Source organism: Campylobacter concisus, assembly GCF_002092855.1.
Taxonomy (GTDB): Bacteria; Campylobacterota; Campylobacteria; order Campylobacterales; family Campylobacteraceae; genus Campylobacter_A; species Campylobacter_A concisus_AI.
In genome coordinates, this window is sequence record NZ_LVLC01000030.1 from 195,124 (window position 1) to 214,767 (window position 19,644).

Annotated in this window: 18 protein-coding genes; 9 read left to right on the forward strand and 9 right to left on the reverse strand. The window is 39.6% G+C overall.

Annotated elements, in window-relative coordinates; all coding sequences use genetic code 11:
• Positions 1–45 precede the first annotated feature (45 nt).
• A complete protein-coding gene (locus tag A3223_RS08715) occupies positions 46–471 on the forward strand; it encodes a hypothetical protein (RefSeq protein WP_072595304.1) in 426 nt (141 codons plus the stop codon).
• Between the two features lie 44 nt (positions 472–515).
• On the opposite strand, the gene A3223_RS08720 is transcribed toward A3223_RS08715, so the two are convergent.
• From A3223_RS08720 to fliK, 3 genes are read right to left on the reverse strand one after another with little or no spacing between them, the layout of a single operon-like run.
• Positions 516–2,117 carry a flagellar hook protein FlgE gene (locus A3223_RS08720; protein ID WP_180378724.1) on the reverse strand — a complete coding sequence of 534 codons (1,602 nt, stop codon included), beginning with the start codon at positions 2,115–2,117 and terminating at the stop codon, positions 516–518.
• A gap of 5 nt (positions 2,118–2,122) precedes the next feature.
• A complete protein-coding gene (locus A3223_RS08725) occupies positions 2,123–2,830 on the reverse strand; it encodes a flagellar basal body rod modification protein (RefSeq protein WP_021090228.1) in 708 nt (235 codons plus the stop codon).
• A gap of 8 nt (positions 2,831–2,838) precedes the next feature.
• Complete coding sequence (fliK, locus tag A3223_RS08730; protein WP_084109966.1) at positions 2,839–4,236, reverse strand: flagellar hook-length control protein FliK; 1,398 nt, start codon at positions 4,234–4,236, stop codon at positions 2,839–2,841.
• A 161-nt stretch (positions 4,237–4,397) separates the two neighbouring features.
• Between fliK and typA the strand changes: the two genes are divergently transcribed.
• From typA to A3223_RS08760, 6 genes are all read left to right on the forward strand, one after another.
• Positions 4,398–6,200 (forward strand): translational GTPase TypA, encoded by a 1,803-nt coding sequence (gene typA, locus A3223_RS08735; RefSeq protein WP_084109967.1) that lies wholly within the window; start codon positions 4,398–4,400, stop codon positions 6,198–6,200.
• A 259-nt stretch (positions 6,201–6,459) separates the two neighbouring features.
• Positions 6,460–7,089, forward strand: a complete 630-nt coding sequence (locus A3223_RS08740; RefSeq protein ID WP_084109968.1) for a hypothetical protein — start codon at positions 6,460–6,462, stop codon at positions 7,087–7,089.
• Positions 7,086–8,000, forward strand: a complete 915-nt coding sequence (gene proC / locus A3223_RS08745; protein ID WP_084109969.1) for a pyrroline-5-carboxylate reductase — start codon at positions 7,086–7,088, stop codon at positions 7,998–8,000. Before A3223_RS08740 ends, proC begins: the two co-directional genes overlap by 4 nt.
• A gap of 19 nt (positions 8,001–8,019) precedes the next feature.
• Entirely contained in the window at positions 8,020–8,709 is a 690-nt protein-coding gene (locus A3223_RS08750; protein ID WP_084109970.1) for a tetratricopeptide repeat protein, read from the forward strand.
• A 413-nt stretch (positions 8,710–9,122) separates the two neighbouring features.
• Positions 9,123–9,692, forward strand: a complete 570-nt coding sequence (locus tag A3223_RS08755) for a hypothetical protein (protein ID WP_084109971.1) — start codon at positions 9,123–9,125, stop codon at positions 9,690–9,692.
• A gap of 21 nt (positions 9,693–9,713) precedes the next feature.
• Positions 9,714–12,155: a molybdopterin-dependent oxidoreductase gene (locus A3223_RS08760; protein WP_084109972.1), complete on the forward strand. Its 2,442-nt coding sequence runs from the start codon at positions 9,714–9,716 to the stop codon at positions 12,153–12,155.
• A 31-nt stretch (positions 12,156–12,186) separates the two neighbouring features.
• On the opposite strand, the gene A3223_RS08765 is transcribed toward A3223_RS08760, so the two are convergent.
• Positions 12,187–12,495: a YolD-like family protein gene (locus A3223_RS08765; RefSeq protein WP_084109973.1), complete on the reverse strand. Its 309-nt coding sequence runs from the start codon at positions 12,493–12,495 to the stop codon at positions 12,187–12,189.
• A complete protein-coding gene (locus A3223_RS08770; RefSeq protein ID WP_084110030.1) occupies positions 12,485–13,747 on the reverse strand; it encodes a Y-family DNA polymerase in 1,263 nt (420 codons plus the stop codon). The genes A3223_RS08765 and A3223_RS08770 overlap by 11 nt, the downstream gene beginning before the upstream one ends.
• Before the next feature lie 286 nt (positions 13,748–14,033).
• On the opposite strand from A3223_RS08770, the gene A3223_RS08775 reads away from it, so the two are divergent.
• A complete protein-coding gene (locus tag A3223_RS08775) occupies positions 14,034–14,528 on the forward strand; it encodes an autotransporter domain-containing protein (RefSeq protein ID WP_084109974.1) in 495 nt (164 codons plus the stop codon).
• Positions 14,529–14,696: 168 nt separating this feature from the next.
• Here A3223_RS08775 and aroC read toward each other — a convergent pair whose 3' ends face one another.
• From aroC to A3223_RS08795, 4 genes are read right to left on the reverse strand one after another with little or no spacing between them, the layout of a single operon-like run.
• Positions 14,697–15,764: a chorismate synthase gene (gene aroC, locus A3223_RS08780; protein ID WP_084109975.1), complete on the reverse strand. Its 1,068-nt coding sequence runs from the start codon at positions 15,762–15,764 to the stop codon at positions 14,697–14,699.
• A gap of 8 nt (positions 15,765–15,772) precedes the next feature.
• Entirely contained in the window at positions 15,773–16,444 is a 672-nt protein-coding gene (gene rnc, locus A3223_RS08785) for a ribonuclease III (RefSeq protein WP_084109976.1), read from the reverse strand.
• On the reverse strand, positions 16,441–16,875 hold the full coding sequence (gene rnhA, locus A3223_RS08790) for a ribonuclease HI (protein WP_021090299.1): 435 nt from the start codon (positions 16,873–16,875) through the stop codon (positions 16,441–16,443). The genes rnc and rnhA overlap by 4 nt, the downstream gene beginning before the upstream one ends.
• A complete protein-coding gene (locus tag A3223_RS08795) occupies positions 16,853–17,884 on the reverse strand; it encodes a tetratricopeptide repeat protein (RefSeq protein ID WP_257639281.1) in 1,032 nt (343 codons plus the stop codon). The genes rnhA and A3223_RS08795 overlap by 23 nt, the downstream gene beginning before the upstream one ends.
• Before the next feature lie 55 nt (positions 17,885–17,939).
• Here A3223_RS08795 and dnaG point away from each other — a divergent pair, with 55 nt between their 5' ends.
• The gene (gene dnaG / locus A3223_RS08800; protein WP_084110031.1) at positions 17,940–19,619 is read left to right on the forward strand and encodes a DNA primase; all 1,680 of its coding nucleotides are present in this window, start codon (positions 17,940–17,942) and stop codon (positions 19,617–19,619) included.
• Positions 19,620–19,644: the final 25 nt, after the last annotated feature.

The window sequence follows — 19,644 nt, forward strand, 5'->3', positions numbered from 1 at the left end:
CTTTAAAAGTATATAATCAGCCCAAATTTCATAAAAAGTAGAGTAATGTCTGGAAAGTTTAAACTTCGTTTTTTATCAGCTTTTAGAGATTTTTTTATCTATCATCACAAATCTTTAGAGTTTCGTGCCAAAATTTTTGCCGCAATGATCTCTGCTAAATTTGACCCAGATGAAGATGATTTTTTTGTTTTAAATGACATTACAAATGAAATTTATGAAAATGACCAAACCAGAAAAGACTTTTTGATCCAAACTGTTAAAGAGTATGTAGCAAGAGTTAAAAGAAACGATAGAATCACACTTGATGCACTACTTTTAAGCATTGATAAAGACCTAAAAGATCACAAAAGATACGCCAAAAAGATAGATTTTTCTCACCTTCGTCGCTTGATGAGTGGCTGTGAGGAAGAAATTTTAGTTCAGCAAAGAGTTTATGAGTTTTTAATAAACGAAGTTAAACTCTATTCTTAAAATTATCATTCATTTTAAATTTTTAATCATCAACTAGCATAAAATTATTTCTTCATCTGAATAGCAGTCTGGATCATCTCATCACTTGTTGTGATACTTTTTGCACTAGCCTCATAAGCCTTTTGTGTGACTATAACCTCACTTAGCGCTTGACCAAGATCGACATTACTCATTTCAAGTTTATTTGCAAGGATTTGTGAGCCATAAATAGTCTCACCAGCTTTATTTTTATAAAAAAATGCTTCACCTGAATTTGGAGTTGCTTCATAGAGATTATCGCCCACTTTTGATACGCCCTGTTCATTTTGGAAGTGATATAGAGCTATTTTTGCAACTATAAATGAGCGAGAATTGTCAAAATTTGCCATAATATTTCCACGATCATCGACGCTATATTTTGTGAGATTTCCTTCGGCGTAGCCATCTGCTTTTATGACAAAGTCTTTTTTTGAATTGGCCGAGCTTGTTATGCCATTATAGACGTTTGCATCTCCATCGCCAAGAAAATTTAAAGCCACGTTTCCAACACTTGTTAATGTATTTGTAACAAGCCTGCCGCTACCATCAAAAGTAAGTGTTCCCATAGCTGTATTTTGTACAACACCATTAGCATCAGTTATCGTAGCTGTGGCATTCCATGTAGTTTGGTTGCCACCTTGAGGGATTTGCTTTGTAAAATTTATAGTTACTAAGCTCTTTGTACCATCACTGTTATATATCTCTGAGCTTAGTTTTTCTTTATTAGCTACTTCAACTAGTGATGTAACTTCAGCTTTTACATCTAAGCTAGCAAAATTCATAAATTTTAGGCTTTTATTGTTTATATGCCAGCTGCCATCACTCTCTAGCGTGGTTGAAAACTCACTAAATTTACCATCGCCGTCTTTTACTTTTACCACTACGCTATCGCCTGCTTTTGCACCAAAGTTCGTCTGACTTAGCGGGATTTGCCCATTTAGTGAGATAGTTTTGTTTGTATTATCGAGTGTATAGTTAAAATTTGCCGCATCAATGGCTGTTGTTCGCTTATCTGTTATAAGGCTTGAGTCTAGGTTGCCTTTTAAATTTATATTTTTTGTTTGCTTGGCTGGCATATATAAAAAATGAGGTAAATTTATACCTTTTTGTGAGCCAGTATCGCCTAGTTTTAGATCTTCTTCTTTTGCTGTAAATGCCTGCGTGGTACCTTTTGTCTGACCATATTTTCTAAGAGCATTAGCACTTGGAGTGACTGGAGTAAAGCTTGTTAACGTACCAAGAAGCAAGTTGCCTTTATTATCTACTAAATTTCCAGCCCCATCTATATCGAAGCTACCTGTTCTTGTGTAGTAGTTTCTACCATTTTTATCAACGACGCCAAAAAAGCCTTTACCGCCTATGGCTAGGTCAAAGTTATTATCAGTATTTTGAAAACTACCATTTGTCATCTTTAAAGCTGTCGTTTGTTTTGTAGCTCCAAGACCTACTTGATTGTTAGTTGGACCACTTCCAGCGGAAGCCATATGTTGATTGATTAAATTTTTAAACTCAGGGATTGAAGCTTTAAAACCTACGTTGTTGATATTTGAGATATTATTTGCCCAAACATCCATGCCAAAGCTTTGTGTTTTAATGCCACTAATTCCGTTGTAAAAACCTCTCATCATGGCTTTTATCCTTCGTAAAATTCAGATATTTTATCCATTGGGACATATTCGCCTGCGATTTTTATCATAGCTTTGCCATCTACAAATTTTACTGCCTCGACTGGATAGCTACCTACTTGAGTCTTGTATGAATTACCATCTTTTCCAGTGTAATTAACAGAGACTGTATATGCGCCGTTTGGTAACTGTTTTCCAGAATCATCTTTACCATCCCAAGATATTCTGCGGACTCCTGACTTTAGATCTTTTATATCGATTGAACGAACGACCTCTCCATTTGCATTTTTAATTTCAAGCTTACCATTTGCAAGATCTGATTTAAAATAAAGTGCAAAATTTACAGTTTTTTGCTCATCTGTTAGTAAAACTGAGTTTGAACCAGTTGAGACCATTTTTCCAAGAGCTGAGATAGCGTAGGCATTTGCATTTGATTTTAACTGATTTACAAGCTCTTTCATAGCTGAGTTTGTATTTTGTTGCATCTCTAGTGATGCTAGCTGGCTAGTTTGCGTAAGCATCTTTTCAGTATCCATAGGACTTGTTGGGTCTTGATACTGAAGCTCTGTTAAAAGTAGCTTCATAAATGCATCTTTATCTAGCTGTGCATTTGGGTTAGTTCCTGTGCCAGCTGCCGCATCTTGCTTTGCTTTTGCCTTTTTCTCGGCATTTTTTTGCTGTGTTGTTTGTGTAGTTATATCTGAAACTGAAGCCATAATCTCTCCTAAATATATCTTGGTATTACTAGTTCAAGCAAGCTTTGTTCCGCTTGAGCGTTTTCGCTCTCATCACTTTGATTTGAGCTATATTTATTCTTTGCTTGTTCTTTTTTATCTTGTCTTTGATTTTGATCTGAGAAATTCATCTCAAGCTCGGTAAATCCCATATTTACAAGGCTATTTTTAAACTCGGCTTGATTTTGCAAAAAGAGATTCATCGTAGCCGTGGTTGAGTTAAAATTTACATGTAAGTTGTTGCCTCGATTTACCATTGTGATCTCGACCTCACCTAAATTTAGAGGATTAAGCGTTATGTTAAAACGAGTGATTGGAGCTTTGTAGTTTTGAACCTGCTCTTTTAGTGTAGAAGAGAAGTTACTAAGCGTCTCTTTTATCTCAGCCTTTGTTTGAAGCTGGTGTTTGGCGCTGTTTGCGATATCTTTTACCATTTGATTTAGTTCTGATTTATTATCGCTGTTAAATGTCTCCTCGCTTGGCTCAGGCTCGCTCATCTGCTCTCTTTCTGGGAAGAGTAGCGACTCGAGAGTTGGAGCTTTTTGCGCCTTTTGCTCGTGTAAATTTACCTTTACTTTTGGCTCTTTTGGTTGCTCCTCTGGCTCAACATCCACTATCTCATCATCAAGCTTTACTTCACTATCTAGCTTTTTAGGCTCTTCTTTTACTAAATTTTTAGTTTCATTAGTTGGATTTGCCACTACCTCTTTTAACAAAGTATCAAGCTTTACGACCTCTTTTGGCTCGTTTTTTATGATGGTTTGCTCGACCTCATTTTTTAGCTCTTTTAGGTAAAAAGGCTTCTCTTCGGTCTTTATCGGTGTGAAAAATTCTTTCTTGCCTAAATTTTTAAACATCTCGTTTAGTTTTGGCACGTCTTCATTTGAAATTTCTATATTTTCAAGGCCAAGGTCAAATTTCTTAGCAAGGTCGATAAGATCACTAACGCTTTTAACATTGCTAAGCTCTTCAACGTTTTCAGGCACACTTAAGAAATTTGCTATTTTGTCGCTGAAATTTGGAAATTTACTTACTTTTTCATTGCCGTTTAAAATTTCTAAAACTTGTAAAAGCTGCATAAAATTTGCATTTTCATAGAGCTCATTTTTTGTATTTTCATCTAAATTTTCTTCAAGTGCAGTTGAAATTTTTGCCGCACTTTCGCTTTGTGCTTTTTGCAGTGTCTCTTTTTGAGTGGTAATCGTTTTTACTATCTCTTTGACATCTTTTTCAGTGATTTTTTGGCCGCTATTTGCCTTGCTCGCAGCTGCATCTAAAACCATCGACAAAAATTCGCCGTTGTTTTGAGATTTTTTAGAAACAGAGGGCTTTTTATTCCCAGCAGGAGCCAGCAAATCTACGTTGTTTTTCGCTGTATAAGCTTGCATTTAAACCTTTCAAATTTTTAAACTTAATGCCAAACATGCAAAATCTATTCCAAAAATTAATTTCTTGATATCAGCTTAAAATTTATAAAAATTTGGCTATAATCTGCCCCTATTTTAAAACTGACAAACGAAAAATAGCAAACTAATAAACGGAGAAAAATTTGGAAAAGATACGAAATATAGCCGTTATCGCACACGTCGACCACGGTAAAACAACAATGGTTGATGAGCTTTTGAAACAGTCAGGAACATTTAATGAGCATCAAAACCTTGGCGAGCGTGTAATGGATAGCAACGACATCGAAAGAGAGCGTGGTATCACGATCCTTTCTAAAAATACTGCTATTCGCTATAAAGATACAAAGATCAACATCATCGATACTCCGGGTCACGCTGACTTTGGTGGTGAGGTTGAGCGCGTTCTTAAGATGGTTGATGGCGTTTTGTTGCTTGTCGATGCGCAAGAAGGCGTTATGCCACAAACTAAATTCGTCGTCAAAAAGGCACTCTCACTAGGACTTCGTCCAATCGTTGTTGTAAATAAGATAGATAAGCCAGCAGGTGATCCAGACCGCGTTATAAATGAAATTTTTGATCTTTTTGTCGCACTTGATGCAAATGATGAGCAGCTAGAATTTCCAGTCGTTTATGCCGCTGCTAAAAATGGCTATGCAAAGCTAAAACTAAGTGATGAAAATGTAAATATGCAGCCACTTTTTGAGACTATCCTAGCTCACGTACCAGCTCCAAGCGGCAGCGACGAGAACCCACTTCAGCTTCAAGTTTTCACGCTTGATTATGATAACTACGTCGGTAAGATCGGTATTGCGAGAATTTTTAATGGCAAGATATCTAAAAACCAAAATGTTATGCTTGCAAAGGCTGATGGCACAAAGACAACTGGTAGAATTTCAAAGTTAATTGGTTTTATGGGTCTTGAAAGAACCGATATTAACGAAGCTGGTACTGGCGACATCGTAGCGATCGCTGGCTTTGATGCGCTTGACGTTGGCGATAGTGTCGTTGATCCAAATAATCCTCATCCGCTTGATCCTCTCCACATCGAAGAGCCAACCCTTAGCGTTGTATTTTCTGTAAATGACGGCCCACTAGCAGGCACTGAGGGCAAACACGTCACATCAAACAAGATCGATGAGCGCCTTGCAAACGAGATGAAGACAAATATCGCGATGAAGTATGAAAACATCGGCGAGGGCAAATTTAAAGTAAGCGGCCGTGGCGAGCTTCAGATCACTATCTTGGCTGAAAATATGCGCCGCGAGGGCTATGAGTTTTTACTTGGCAGACCTGAGGTCATCGTAAAAGAGATAAACGGAGTAAAATGCGAGCCATACGAGCTTTTAGTGATCGACGCACCTGATGATACGACAGGCACAGTCATCGAAAAACTAGGCAAAAGAAAAGCTGAAATGGTCTCTATGAACCCAACAGGCGACGGACAAACAAGGATCGAGTTTGAGATCCCAGCGCGCGGCCTTATCGGCTTTAGAAGCCAGTTTTTGACTGATACAAAAGGCGAGGGCGTTATGAACCACAGCTTTTTGGAGTTTAGACCACTTAGTGGCACCGTCGAGCACAGAACAAATGGCGCGCTAGTTTCGATGGAAAACGGCGTAACGCTTGCTTATTCGCTATTTAACTTGCAAGATCGTGGTGTGCTTTTCCTTGATCCGCAAGCAAAAGTCTATGTGGGTATGATCATCGGCGAACACAGCCGTCCAAACGACCTTGACGTAAATCCTATCAAGGGCAAAAACCTAACAAACGTGCGTGCAAGCGGTAGCGACGATGCGATCAAACTAGTGCCGCCTAGAAAGCTAAGCCTTGAGCGTGCACTAGAGTGGATAGAGGATGATGAGCTAGTTGAGGTTACACCTATAAATATCCGTGTTCGCAAGCGCTATTTAGACCCAACAGAGCGCAAAAGAAAAGCAAAACTCTAATCAAAATTTGTCATCTAGCCCCTTTGTAAAGGGGCTAATAATTAAACTCTAAAAACAGCAAATAAATTTATATAAATTTCTCATATCTTTTTTGCATTATTTATTTAAGTTGGCTTTGCTTAAGACGATTAAAATTTATCAATCTTAAAACTATTTATACTTTAAAATACCATACTTACTTTTCTATTTTTACTTTTAATATAATCAATATGAAAATGCCTAGTTTATGCTAAAATCGGCGAAAATTTAAAGGAAACTGATGAAAAAACTAAAATTTATCTTTGCTCTCGCCGCGGCGTTTATTTTTGGCGGCTGCTACAAGACGACGCTACTTACGCGGGTGCCGATCTCCGCGCTTATTTCGGATAAAAGCTCGGACGTGAAATCCACGATCGTGCTAACGGATATAACGCCGCAGACGTACGTTACGAAAACGGTAACGGACAACGTGCGGGTTTTCGTCCCGGACGCTAAATTTAAGGACTTCCCGACGGGAGAAACCGCCTATGAGATGAGCGTTAGCGCCGGTAAGGGCGAAAAGGGCGGCAAAAACTCGGATAAGCGCGCCGTGCGAATATATCTAAGCCAAGACGGCGACGTCTACGGCAAGCTTAGTAAAAACATGCTCGAGCAGTACGCGGGCGCGGCGAAGCAGAAAATGGAGCCGACGCTAAAAGCGGCGATCAAATTTGAAAACGACACGAACGTCGTTTATGAGCTGGTCGCGGGTAACGACTTTAAGGCTAGCGACGAGGCGCAGACGGGCAGAGTTTATACCTTGGCGCCGGGGCAGGTCACGGGCGCGATCTGGGCGGATAGCGTAGCGGTACGCGAGGCGATCGCGAGCAAGGCGGTCAAAATCGGCACTCTAAAAAAGGCGGCGAAATGAAAAGCGTAAAAATCGGCTTTATCGGCGGCGGAAATATGGGCGGCGCGATGATAGAGGCGCTTTGGCGAGCGCAGTGCGGTGAGGCTAACTCGGGGCGAAACTTGGCCGAGGACGAGCGAAAATTTGACGGCGGTAGCGAGGCGCACGGGGCGGAAAATTTAGCGCAAATGGATAAAAATGCGAGCCCGCGCGAATGCGAAAAAAAGACGAAATTTGAAATCATAGTCTGCGCCAGAAGCAAAAACGAGGCTTTACGGCAGAGATTTAGCGTAAAAATAGCCGCGAGCGAAACGGATCTAGCGCGCGAAGCGGACGCGGTCGTACTGGCTACTAAGCCCGCTAGTTACGAGGCTATCTTGCGCCTGATCGCACCCGAGCTTGCGGGCAAAATTTTGCTCCTTTTGGCGCCGGGTTTTGACATAAAGCGCGCTAGGCAAATCGCCGGCGAGGGCGTTTATATCGCTCGCGCGATGCCAAATATCGCAGCTTGCATCGGCGCGTCGGCCACGGCTCTTTGCTTTGACGCGGGATTTAGCGAGGCTAAGAAAGAGACCGTGCGCGAGATAATCGCTAAAATCGGTAAAATTTACGAGATAGACGAGGCCGGTTTTGCCGCATTTACGGGCATCGCGGGAAGCCTGCCTGCGTATGCGTGCGCCTTTATCGAGGCTGCGGCCGATGCGGGCGTGCGAGGCGGACTGCCTAGGCAGCTTTGCTACGACGCAGTTGCGACAGCCGTAGAGGGGGCGGCGCGCATGATCCAAAGCGGCAAGCACCCGGCCGCGCTAAAAGACGAGGTCTGCTCACCGGGCGGAACCACGATCGAGGGACTCGCCGCGCTTGAAAACGGTGGATTTCGCGGAGCTTTGATGGATGCCGTCGCCGCTTGCATCGCCAAGACGCGGAGTTAGATAAATTTAAAGGATAAAAATGAAAAATTTATTATTTGCGCTACTTGCGGCGTTAAATTTATTCGCTAGCGAGCCGGGCCTTTCGCCCTTGTTAGCCGCAGATACGCTAGAAAAGCTCAAAAAATGCAAAAATCCCGACCTAAACGCTACCAAAGAGTGCGTGCAAGCAGGCATGGTAGCGGCAAACTTAAAGCAAGACTACGGCGCGGCGGAGGGGCTATTTAGCCTAGCCTGCGCCAAAGGAGACGGCGAGGACTGCTTTTATCTGGGCGAACTTTATAAAAATAATCTAGTAAAAGCCGCGGATAAGAGCGAGCGCGAGACTAAGATTAGCGCGTATTACAAGGCTAGCTGCGTCCTTTACGATTATTTGCCAGGTTGCTTGGCACTAGCAAATTTCATGCAAGAAGAGCTGGGCGACGAGGTACAGTCGCTTGCGATAAACAACACTCTATGCAACAAAAAATACGCTCCCGGATGCTACAACGTGGGCTGGATGATAGAGCGAACGGGAGGCGATATAGGCGAGATGATGGAGTATTACGAGCGCTCGTGTAAGCTAGGCTACGTAGGCGGCTGCGTAAGAGCGGCGTGGCTGTATGAGGGAAATTTCAACGAAAACAGATACGAGCAAGTAAAAAAAGACGCGAAAAAGGCAAAGCAAATGCGAAAAAAGGCGTGCGAGCTAGGCGATAAGCAAAGCTGCTAGATTGATAGTAAGGCATTTTGATAAAAATTTTAAAACGATAAAATGCTAGAAAGTCTTAGCATAGCCAGCAATGTAGAGTAGTAGTTTTTAGCATATTTTTAAATTCTGTAAGAAGTTTACTAATTTATATTTTTAAGTTTATAAAAACTTTGCCATACTTTTTATAGTAGCTAGTGAAGTAAAGTTAAATTTTTGCTTCACTAGACTCAAAAGTAAAATTTTTACAGAGCTTGTGTTTGCTTATACTTTTAATCATTAAGACAATCAATAAAACTCATTGATAAATTTTCTTCTAAATCTTATTTTTAACAAAAGCAAATATTAAATTTCTTAAATAAAGCTAAATATAACAATGTAATTTTAAGTTATTAGGTTATAAAATTTTTTTAAATTTTATTTTTAAGGATTGCAACATGAAAATGCTATTTTTAGCCCCTGTCTTAGCATGTAGTCTTGCTTTTAGTGCCGATGTCATCGCAAAAGATGCCAATATAACGCTAGATGGCAAGATGATCGGAAAGATCGAGGTTTTAACGCCAGTTGAGGTTATAGAAAAAGGTGAAAAGACGAGCAAGATAAAGGTTAATGGTGTAGTTTCAACGAACTATTTAGCCCAGCTTCAAAGAAGCATAGAAGATCCGGAAGTTTTTATTGCTTTTAATGATGAAAGTGGGACAAATTTTAAAAAAGTAAAAGATATTGAAGATGAGTATGGCGAAGTATGGTACCAAGCAGAGGGCGTTTACGAAGTGCCAAATGACGCACTTGGCGGCGATACAAAAAAGCTTTACGTAAAAGCACAACAAATTTACGAAGAGACTTGTTCCGCATGTCATAGACTTCATGAGCCAAATAGCTTTACAGCGGCTCAGTGGCCAGCAAATTTAGCTGGAATGGTCGATGCAAAATTTGTAGCACTAGACGAAACTGACCTAAATTTAGTGCTCAAATACTTACAACACAATGCCAAAAAAGTAAAATAAATTTTTCATAAGGGAGAAAATATGAAAAGACGAGATTTTATAAAATTTTCTGCACTTGCAGCCACTGCGGCACAAGCGAATAGGATTGAAGGTGTAACAAAAACCATTTTTGACCAAAAGAAAACTTTTGGAGCAAATAGATTTGGTCTATTTTGGGCAAATACCAACTCAAATCAAATCGTCTCTGTTGATCCATTTGATGGTGATAAATTCCCAAATACAATGAATAATAGCTTGCCAGATCTCATCCAAAATGAAAGTCGTGTGCTCTATCCATACGTAAGAAAAAGCTACTTAAAGGCAAAAGGTGCAGCAAAAAGCGAGCTTCGTGGCAAGGAAGAATTTGTACGTGTTAGCTGGGACACAGCACTTGACCTTGCTGCAAAAGCCTTAAAAGAAAATTTTGATAAATATGGCCCTGAAAGCATTTATGGCGAATGCTACTGGTGGGGCGGCAGCGGCAAGATCAGCTGGGGCAGGACTGTTGGTCACAGGATGCTTAAGGTTTTAGGCGGATATGTTGAAGAGAGCGGTGACTATTCAACTGGAGCTGGTCTTGTCATCATGCCTCACGTCCTTGGAAATAGTGCGGTTTATGACGCTCCTACAAAATGGGAAGCTATGGTTAAAAATGCTAAGAACATTGTATTTTGGGGCACTGATCCACTTGTAACTGGTCAAATTTCATGGCAGCCACCAACACATGATGGTTATCTTGGCATAAAAAAGATAAAAGATGCCGGCATTAAAACTTATAGCGTTTGCGTCTTTAAAAACGACACCACAAGATACCTTGGCTCTGAAACTATCATTGTTCGTCCAAATACCGACGTAGCAATGATGCTTGGCATGTGCCACTATCTATATGAAAACAAGTTTTATGATGAGGAATTTATAAAAAAATACACAGTTGGTTTTAATAAATTTAAAGACTATCTGCTTGGCACCACCGACAAAGTGGTAAAAGATATAAACTGGGCTAGTAAAATTTGTGGTGTAAAAGCCGAAGATATCGCTAAATTTGCAACAGTGCTTGCAAAAGAGCCAAGCACTATCATCGCTGGCAGATCTCTTCAAAGACAAGATCACGGCGAGATGGGCTTTTGGGGTATCGTAACACTTAGTGCGATGCTTGGCCACATCGGTAAAGAGGGTCTTGGATTTGAGTTTAACCTCTACTACGGAAACGGCAGCACTGATAAGATAGCACCTGCTCTAAAAGGTATCAGCACTAGGATAAGCGAGAAATACGAAAACGTAGATGGTGCTCCGTGGAAGAAATTTAAAAACGTAACCATCCCATCTTCAAGATCAATCGAAGCCTTGCAAAATCCTGGCAAAGAGATAGACTATGATGGCTCTAAGATCAAACTTCCACATATGAGAGTGGCTTATATGGCTTCTGGTTCGATGTTTACAAGACACCAGGATGTAAACAATGCAGTTAAAGCGTGGCGTAAATTTGATACTGTTATCACAGCTGAGCCATACTGGACAAGTACAGCTAAACTAAGTGACATCGTCTTACCAGTGGCACTAGAAGTCGAGAGAAATGACATCAACCAAAGTGTCCCATCAAGCGAATACATCGTGGCTTATAAGCCAGTAGTTGAGCCAATGGGTGAAAGCAGAAGCGACTACTGGATCTGCTCACAAATTTGCAAACGCTGGGGCAGAGAAGAGGTCTTTACTGAGGGTAAAGATGAGCTTGGCTGGGCAAAAGAATTTTACGCAGATGCAGTGGAACAAGCCAAAGCACTAGATCTTAAAATGCCAAACTTTGATGAGTTTTGGAAAGAGGGATATGTCAAATTTGACAAAGACAATGAAGAGACAAAATACTACACAAGACTTAGTGCATTTAGAGAAAATCCACACAAAAATCGTCTTGGCACACCATCAGGCAAGATAGAGATATACTCTCCAACTATTGCTAAATTTGGCTACAAAGACTTTGCCCCACACTTCGCTTGGATCGAGCCGTTTGAGTGGCTTGGTAGTGAAAAAGCTAAAAAATATCCATTTAGCATCACAACCCCACACTCAAGATATCGCCTCCACTCTCAGCTAAATAACTCAATAATCAGAAACTATGCTGAAGTGAGCGCAAGAGAACCGATGCTAATAAACACAAACGACGCTAAGAAAAAAGGCATCGCAACTGGCGATGTAGTGAGAGTCTTTAATGACAGGGGCGAAATTTTAGTAGGAGCGCTTGTCACTGACATCATCCCAGAGCGTGTCATCGCTATTTGCGAAGGTGCATGGTATGATCCTGAAGTGCCTGGCGAAAGAAGCCTTTGTAAGCACGGCTGCATCAATGTCTTAACACGCGACAAAGGCACATCTAGTATCGCTCAAAGCAACTGCGGGCATACGATACTAGCTGATCTTGAAAAATATAAAGGCGAGATCAAACCAATAACTGCCTTTTCTAAACCAAAAATTTTACAATCTTTGTAGAATTTATATAAATTTAGCCCTCGTTTGGGGGCTAAATTATTTTTAGGTCATTTATATCTTCAAATTTGATCCTAGTTTTTACAACCATAAGAGTTTTATTTTTGAAATTTACGTCAGAGATTAGTCCGCTAGCACTTGTATAAGTGTAGTCGTCATGATAGCTCACATATACTTCATCAGCTGGTCTTAGCTCGCTTATCTTTTTTAAAATTTCATCGACTTTGCTCTCATCAAGCTCTAGTTTTTCGCATTTTTCTCGCTCTTTTTGTCGTAAGGCTCGCTCTAAGGTTGAGAGAGGATTAAACGAGCTAAAAATTTTCGCTCTATCTTTACTCGCCACTTTTGTGCCCTCCGATCTTTTTATTTCGGTCTTGCCCAGTGGCTTCTGGCAGTAGATCGATCGCTCTTAAAACCGAGTTTTTACCAAATTTTTCTTTTATGAGATTTAGGGATTTTAAAACCGCCTTTTCTTTAGTATCATCCTCAAAAAGACTAGAGTGAACTAGACTCTCTTTTACTACGTCGTTTGCACTGATGCTAATTTGCCTAATCAGTCCAACATTTTTTATCTTGTTTAAAAGTAGCTCTTCGGCCAAACTCATCAGCACACTTGAGACATTTGTTGGTGTCTTAAACCGAACGCTTGCACGCTGTAGTGGCTCAAGCTTATCGGCAAATTTTATATTTATCGTTATTCCGCTTGCCATTACTTCTTTGTTTATCATCCTAAGCGCTAGCCTATCAGCCATCTCTTTTAGTACGACTACCGCCTCGCAACGCTCGTAGTCTCTTGGTAAAATTTCAGAGCTAAAGTAGGATTTTGTGCTTGGTTTATATGCTTTTATGTCAGCTATTGTCGTTGGCTCTATGCCATTTGCGTGATCTATCGTTATATAGGCATCAACTCCAAAAAATTTCTCAAGCAAGCTTCGCGGAGCATTTGCTATATCTTTCATACAAAAAATTCCATGTTTTTCCAGCTTTAGCCTAGTTTGCTTACCGATACGCCAAAAGTCATCCAAGGGTTGATGCGTCCAAAGACGCTCTTTATAAAGCTGCTCGTCTAAAAATGCAATCCCATCATCACTGTGCTTAGCCAGGATATCAAGGGCGATTTTTGCAAGGTATAAATTTGTGCCCATGCCACAGGTGGCCGTCACGCCAGTAGTTTTTAAAATTTCATCCATTATCTTTTTGGCTATGGATTTTGCATCGGTATTATAAAATTTAACATAAGAAGTAAGATCGATAAAGGCCTCATCGATGGAATAGACATAGATATCATCTTTTGAGACATATTTTAAGTATATCTCATAAATTTTAGCCGCATAGTCGATGTAAAACTGCATTCTAGGCGGTGCGATGATAAATTTTATAACCTTTGGTATCTCAAAAAGTCTGCATCTATTTTTCACACCTTTGGCTCTAAGAGCCGGGCTAACGGCTAGGCAAACACTTCCATTGCCACGACTATCGTCAGCCACGACTAGATCGGCTTTAAACGGATCAAGTCCTCGCTCTACGCACTCAACTGAGGCGTAAAATGACTTTAGATCAATGACGGCATAAAATTTTTGTGCTTCGTTTTTCATGGAGTGATTATAGATGAAAATTAGTAAAAGTTCGTTTTTGAAAAATCGATCTAAAGCTAAAATTTCTAATAAAAATTTTTTAGAAACAAAATAAGTAAAATGGATAAATTTTAATAGTGGAGCCAGAGCAAATGCAACGCACAACGAAGTTAATATAATTGGTTCTACTATCGAAAAAAGTAGACAATCAGGTGTTTATATTGATTTAACAGATAGAAGTGATGTAAATTTTAACAAAGTAAAAGCAACTCTCGTATCAAAAAGTAAAAATAAAAATGGCGAGTCTATGCTTGGAGCTTTTGCTATGCCAACATTTGATAACAGCAATGAAAATGCTAAAATAGATGGCAGAGTTAGAAATTATGGACTTGGTGTTTTTTCAAGACTAAATTTGCTGCGTGATTTTTATATCGATCTCATGGCAAAAGCTGGTAGGAGCCAGACTAAGAAGATTGATGCGAAAGATGTGGATTATAAAATCTCGATGCCATACTACAATGCTAGCTTTGGCATCGGCAAAAAGATAAAATTTGATAGCGGGCTAAACTACGCACTCTCTTATGTCGGTAGCGATGAGGCAGATATCGGACAAAGCACATTAAAATTTAGCAGCGTTACATCAAGTAGAGCCAAAATTTACTCAAAAATAGCCTATGATGCTGGTAAATTTAATCCTTATGGAAAAATTAGCGCTGAGTATAAATTTAATACAAAATCAAAAATAGCAGTGATCCAAGAAGACGAGGAGATAAGCCTAACTCAAAAAGGCACAAGCTCATAGGTTGAGGTTGGTCTAAGATATACACCAACTTATGCAACACTCATAAATTTTGACATAGCACAATCTTTTGGTAAAAAAGATCAAAGCAGCGCAAAACTTCAGTTTGCTTATAGATTCTAAAAATTTAGTGGCTTTTTGGGCCACTAAATTTACTTATTTTTATAGATTTTAGCCGTAAATTTTCTTTAAATTTTCAAGCTTTGTACTAGCATTTAGTATTAACATATCGGCGATAACTAGCCTTATCATCGCGGTTGCAACGACACTTCCTCGTATGCCTATACAAGGATCATGCCTACCTCTTAGTTCAAAGTCTATCACTTCGCCAGCTAAATTTAGTGTCTTTTGCTCTTTAAATATCGAAGGCGTAGGCTTAAAATGGCTCTTTAGTACGATTTCAGCGCCGCTACTTATGCCCCCAAGTATGCCACCAGCGTTATTGCTCAAAAAGCCAAGCTCGTCCATCTCGTCGTTGTTTGCTGAGCCAAGCATAGAGCTTACATTTACACCAGCACCTATCTCAACGGCTTTTACGCCGTTTATGCCCATCAAAGCCGCTGCTAGAGCGCTATCTAGCTTATCATAAAGTGGCTCACCAAGACCAGCTGGCACTCCTCTAGCCACGCTTAAAATCACAGCTCCTACGCTATCGTGCTCGCTTCTAGCTTTATTTACCACTTCTTTCATAGCTTCTTCATTGCCAAGGGCGTAAATTTGAGAATTTTTAGCAAAGTTAAAGTCTATTTTGTCACTAAAAATTTTGCCTATACCAAGTACTCCACTTAAAATTTCTATATTAAACTCGTTTAAAAGTAGCTGTGCAAAAGCCCCACCAGCTACTCTAACGGCCGTTTCTCTTGCGCTTGAGCGTCCGCCTCCTCTGTGATCTCTAAAGCCGTATTTTTTAAAATAGGTAAAATCAGCATGCCCGGGGCGGAAAATTTCACGTAAATTTTCATAGTCGTTTGACTTTTGGTTGTTATTAAAAATAGCAAAACCTATCGGTGCCCCAGTGCTTATGCCATCAAAGATGCCGCTAAAAATTTCTATCTTATCGGCTTCATCTCTTGCGGTTGTAAAGTTGCTTTGTCCAGGGCGACGCTTGTCAAGCTCACTTTGGATGAAATCTGTATCGATCTTTAGCCCAGCTGGAAGTCCATCTATCACACCACCGATCGCCACTCCATGGCTCTCGCCAAAGGTTGTTAATGTTAGTTTTTTGCCAAATGTATTCAAAATTTTTCCTATTTTTTGATTTTTTCTAGTGCGATTTTTGCAGCTAGCTGTTGGGCTTGCTTTTTGGAGCTGCCAACGGCACGTGAAATTTCTTTACCGTTTAGTAGCAAGGCTATCTCAAATTCTTTCTTATGATCAGGACCTGACGTGCCGATGAGCTCGTACGATGGTATTACGCCAAGACTGGCCTGAGTAACCTCTTGAAGAGCGGTTTTGTAGTCCTTTTCGAGGTGTGCAAAGTCGATCTGTGGATAGCAAAGCTCAAGCAGAGCGATCGAAATTTCTCGCACTTTATCAAGTCCGGCCTCAAGGTAGATAGCGCCCATCACTGCCTCAAACGCATCGCTTAAAATGCTATCTTTCTCACGTCCGCCATTATTCTCTTCAGCCGTGCTTAGCCTTAAAAATTTACCCATTTTTAGATGCCTTGCCATATTTGCAAAGCTTTTTTCATTGACAAGTGCAGCTCTTAGTTTACTCATGTCGCCCTCTGCGATCTTGCTAAATTTCTTAAAAAGATACTCAGCCACAACCAGATCCATCACCGCATCGCCTAAAAACTCAAGCCTTTCGTTATTTAGCGCTTGCTTGGTGCTCTTGTGCGTTAGGGCCTCTTCTAAAAGCTCAGTTTTTTTAAATTTATATCCAAGACTCTTTTCAAATTCTTCTAAAATTTTCATCTTTCATTCTCATCTTTTATTTTTAATGCCTCATCTCTTGCCATCTGGTCGCATTCCTCGTTTTCAGGGTGTCCAGCGTGCCCCTTAACCCAGCTTGCCACGACTTTGTGAGGCTTTGAAATTTCTAAATACTCCTGCCAAAGCTCGACATTTTTTACATTTTTAAAATTTCTCTTTTGCCAGTTGGAAAGCCACTCGTTTATGCTATTTACTACGTATGAGCTATCGGTAAATAGTCTCACTTCGCAGGGCTCTTTTAGCGCTTTTAACCCCATTATCGCAGCTTTTAGCTCCATTTGGTTATTTGTCGTATATGCCTCGCCGCCGCTTGCTTTTTTCTGTGCCTCGTTAAATCTCAATATATACGCCCAGCCGCCAGCTCCAGGGTTTCCAAGGCATGAGCCGTCACTAAAAAGTGTTACTATCTTCACTTGGTTTTTCTGTGATGTGGGATAAAATTTTGACACTTCCTAGCTCGTGACAGACCGGACATCGGTAAAAATGCATAGGAAATGAGTTTTTGCAGTTTTTGCAAACATAGTTAAAGCTTAGCCCAGCCGCGTCAAATTTAGCGTCTTTTAGTTTTTTGATGACGTTTAGCTCAAAGCCATAAATTTCACATGGCTCATCTATATCGCCCTTTGCATAAAAGAGTGATTTGTACTTTGGATCGTTTAAATTTATAGGCGTTTTTAGGTTGTAAAGCAGATCGATCACATCTTCAAAACGAGCAAAATCTTTTAAATTTTCTAAATTTTCATTGTGTCTTATGAAAAGGGCTAAGATCATGCGTTTTAAAAGCTCAAAATTTTGGCTAAGGTGGGAGAGAATTTCTACCTTTTCACTAAAGCTTAAATTTCTATCATCAAGCGTGCTGATCGCCTTTATATAGGCCTTTTGATCTTTTACATTTACACCAAGCTCTTCAAGAGAATTTAGCGCATAAAGAGCTTCTTTGTAGTTTTTAAGTTTTTCATCTATCATCGTTAAAAAGCGAAGTGCAAGCACATTTCTTGGGCTTAGTTCAAGCACTTTTTCAAAGACTTCGCTAGCTTTTTTCAAAAATCCAGCCTTAAAATAGACCTCTCCAAGCTCGTTTAGGATAAATTCTTTTTCATTTTTATCTCTAACTTTGCCAAGTGCGATGAGATAAACACTAATTGATTTTTCAAAATCACCATTTTTAGCAAAAGTTTGCCCTAGCATGCAAAGGCTTTGAGCGTCTATCTCTGGGCTTTGTAGCATCTGTTTATGCTCGCTACTTATGCCATCTTTGCTATCAAATTTTCTTATAAATTTTTCAATGCGTTTTTTCTCATCTTTGCTTGAAAAGATACCCCAAGCATAGCTTAATGCGGCTATCATCAAAATAATGCTAAATAAAATAATAAGGCTAAATATCGGATCTCTGTGCCCAATGAAAAAAATATCCACGCTCATACTTTGTAATAAAATTTTACTTTAATTATAACAAAGCGGTTGTATAATTTTGCTTATGATAGATCCAAAATCCATAGAAAAACTCAAAAATCAAATCGATATCGTTGACATTATAGAACACTATTTGCCAGTCAAAAAGATGGGTGCAAACTATAAATGCGTCTGCCCATTTCACGACGACAAAAATCCTAGCATGAGCATAAGCCAAAGCAAGCAAATTTTTCACTGTTTTGCTTGCAAGGCTGGTGGAGATGCGATCAAATTTGTAATGGATTATGAGAAATTAACCTATCCAGAAGCTATCGAAAGAATAGCTAGCCTTGTAAATTTTAGCCTCGAATACACAAGCGATAAAGCCCCAACACAAAAAGAAAATAAACACATTTTAGAAAAAGCAAACGCCTTTTATAGGAGCGAATTTTTTAAGCATGAAGCCGCTGTGAGATATATCTATTCTCGCGGTATAAATGATGCGATGATCGAGAAATTTGAGCTTGGCTGGGCAGGGGAGAGCGCTAGTACTATCAGGCTTTTACAAAATGAAAATATCGAGCCAAAAGAGGCGCTTGAAGTTGGCATAGTAAAGCAAAACGAGAAGGGAATTTATGCTAGTTTTATCGAGCGTATCACATTTCCCATATATGCACACACGGCAAAACTAGTTGGCTTTGGCGGTAGAACGATCTCAGATCATCCTGCAAAATATGTAAATTCTCCACAAAGCATGGTTTTTGACAAGTCAAAGCTGCTTTACGGCTATCATTTAGCTAGGCAAAGCATTTTTGAAAAAAAGCAGATTATCATCACAGAGGGTTATTTAGATGTCATCATGCTGCACTTTGCAGGCTTTACAAACGCTGTTGCCGTGCTTGGGACTGCGCTTACGACTAATCACTTACCGCTTTTAAAAAGAGGCGAGATAAGCGTAGTGCTTTGTTTTGATGGTGACTCGGCCGGTATAAATGCCGCTATAAAATCATCTCGTCTTTTAGTGCAAAACGAAATAGATGGAAGTGTTGTCATTATAAAAAATGGTGCAGACCCCGCAGATATGGTTTTTGCAGGTAGAAGCGACGAGCTAAAAGAGATGTTTGGTTCTGGGACTGAGCTTGGCGAGTTTTATATCGAGCAAGTTGTAAAAAAATATGATATTACACGCCCAGTACAAAAGCAAAAATGCTTAGAAGAGATAGTGGAATTTACAAATTCTCTAAAGCCAATAATTGCAAAAAGCTACGAATTACTGGTATCAAATTTACTCAAAATAGAGCTAAATACTTTTAGCCTTCATGGACAAAGATATATAAACAGACAAGATCAAAATTTTACAAATGCTGCAACGACAAATAAACAAGTGGCTCAAAAAAAAGATAAAACTGATATTTTAGAATTTAGCGTTTTAAAGAGCATGCTTGCAAATAAAAATTACGAAACTATTGTTTTAAACGAGCTTGAGGAGAAATTCTTCTTGCATCATAAAGATTATTTTCAAGCTGTTTTATTGCCAAATATTGAAGATAACGCAGTGCTTGTTAGAGAAATTTATGTTGATGAGAGCTCAGATGTAGCTTCGAGCGAAGATAGCCTTAAAGAGGCCATTTTAAAGCTAAAACTAAAATACTATGAGAAGTTTCGCGAAGATACTAGAAAATCACAAAAACCAAATAAAATCGAAATAATGCAAAAAATTTCAGAGATCATTAAAGGCTTACACAACAAGCTACAAAAAAATTAGATTTCAAAATTTAACACTTATTCAG

Coding starts and splice junctions, on each gene's coding strand:
- A3223_RS08715 (WP_072595304.1), top strand. CDS start 46: ATGTCTGGAAAGTTTAAACTTCGTTTTTTATCAGCTTTTAGAGATTTT.
- A3223_RS08720 (WP_180378724.1), bottom strand. CDS start 2,117: ATGATGAGAGGTTTTTACAACGGAATTAGTGGCATTAAAACACAAAGC.
- A3223_RS08725 (WP_021090228.1), bottom strand. CDS start 2,830: ATGGCTTCAGTTTCAGATATAACTACACAAACAACACAGCAAAAAAAT.
- fliK (WP_084109966.1), bottom strand. CDS start 4,236: ATGCAAGCTTATACAGCGAAAAACAACGTAGATTTGCTGGCTCCTGCT.
- A3223_RS08740 (WP_084109968.1), top strand. CDS start 6,460: ATGAAAAAACTAAAATTTATCTTTGCTCTCGCCGCGGCGTTTATTTTT.
- proC (WP_084109969.1), top strand. CDS start 7,086: ATGAAAAGCGTAAAAATCGGCTTTATCGGCGGCGGAAATATGGGCGGC.
- A3223_RS08750 (WP_084109970.1), top strand. CDS start 8,020: ATGAAAAATTTATTATTTGCGCTACTTGCGGCGTTAAATTTATTCGCT.
- A3223_RS08755 (WP_084109971.1), top strand. CDS start 9,123: ATGAAAATGCTATTTTTAGCCCCTGTCTTAGCATGTAGTCTTGCTTTT.
- A3223_RS08760 (WP_084109972.1), top strand. CDS start 9,714: ATGAAAAGACGAGATTTTATAAAATTTTCTGCACTTGCAGCCACTGCG.
- A3223_RS08770 (WP_084110030.1), bottom strand. CDS start 13,747: ATGAAAAACGAAGCACAAAAATTTTATGCCGTCATTGATCTAAAGTCA.
- A3223_RS08775 (WP_084109974.1), top strand. CDS start 14,034: ATGCTTGGAGCTTTTGCTATGCCAACATTTGATAACAGCAATGAAAAT.
- rnc (WP_084109976.1), bottom strand. CDS start 16,444: ATGAAAATTTTAGAAGAATTTGAAAAGAGTCTTGGATATAAATTTAAA.
- A3223_RS08795 (WP_257639281.1), bottom strand. CDS start 17,884: ATGAGCGTGGATATTTTTTTCATTGGGCACAGAGATCCGATATTTAGC.
- dnaG (WP_084110031.1), top strand. CDS start 17,940: ATGATAGATCCAAAATCCATAGAAAAACTCAAAAATCAAATCGATATC.